General features: G+C 61.4%; 1 pseudogene and 1 other annotated feature. The pseudogene reads right to left on the reverse strand.

The features are described from left to right. A pseudogene (locus KXR72_RS20890) lies at nucleotides 1–1,060 on the reverse strand (IS3 family transposase); the annotation flags it as partial. Beyond that, nucleotides 651–782: a sequence feature (AL1L pseudoknot), on the reverse strand. (Overlaps the previous pseudogene by 132 nt.) Nucleotides 1,061–1,070 lie beyond the last annotated feature (10 nt).

The raw sequence follows: 1,070 nt of genomic DNA on the forward strand, positions 1-1,070 counted from the left end.
TTGTACAGCCCGTTGATGGTTTCGGCCAAGGCGTTGTCGTAGCTATCGCCCTTGCTACCCACCGAGGGCTCAATGCCGGCCTCTGCCAGCCGTTCGGTATAGCGGATCGAGACGTACTGGCTTCCACGGTCGCTGTGATGGATCAGACCACCCGTGCAATGCGGCTGACGGGCATACAAGGCTTGCTCCAGGGCATCCAATACGAAGTCGGTCTTCATGCTGGTACTGACTCGCCAGCCGACGATCCGGCGTGCAAAGACGTCGATCACGAACGCCACGTACAGCCAGCCCTGCCAGGTCGATACATAGGTGAAGTCCGACACCCACAACTGGTTCGGGCGGTCGGCATGGAACTGGCGTTGGACACGATCCAGCGGGCAAAAGGCCTTGTCGCCGGCCACCGTTGTCCGCACGAYCTGGCCACGTCTGATGCCCTGCAATCCGGCYCGACGCATTAATCGCTCCACCGTGCATCTGGCGACCTCSATGCCTTCTCGCCGCAGCTGCTTCCAGACCTTCACCGCGCCATAGCACTGCATGTTGGCATCCCACACTCGCTGGATTTCCAGGGTCAATGCGTCATCGCGCTGAGCACGACAACAGCGCAGTGCCGGGTTGCGCTGCTGAGCCACGTGCCTGCGGTAACCGGACGGGGCGATCTGCAACACGCGGCAGATCGACTCGACCCCGAGACGGTCACGATGCTGATCGACAAATGCCCTCAGGACTTGGTGCGGCGCAGGAAGGCCTGCCCGTCAGGCTCCGCCTGGGCAAAATACGCGCTRGCCAGGCGCAATATCTCGTTTGCCTTACGCAGTTCGCGGTTTTCGCGCTCCAGGGCTTTGATGCGCTCGCGCTCTTCACTGGTCTGACCGGGGCGCTGCCCCGCATCGGTCTGCTGGCGACGAATCCACCCATGCAGGGTTTGCGCGGCACAGCCAATCTTCGGAGCGATGGCCTCAATGGCTGCCCACTCGGACGGATAGTCGTTCAGGTGTTCCAGAACCATGCGCACAGCACGTTCACGGACTTCAGGGGAGTAGGTAGTAGTCTTTCTCATGGCCTCATCT

It is taken from the genome of Stutzerimonas chloritidismutans (genome assembly GCF_051486945.1).
GTDB classification, from domain to species: domain Bacteria; phylum Pseudomonadota; class Gammaproteobacteria; order Pseudomonadales; family Pseudomonadaceae; genus Stutzerimonas; species Stutzerimonas chloritidismutans_B.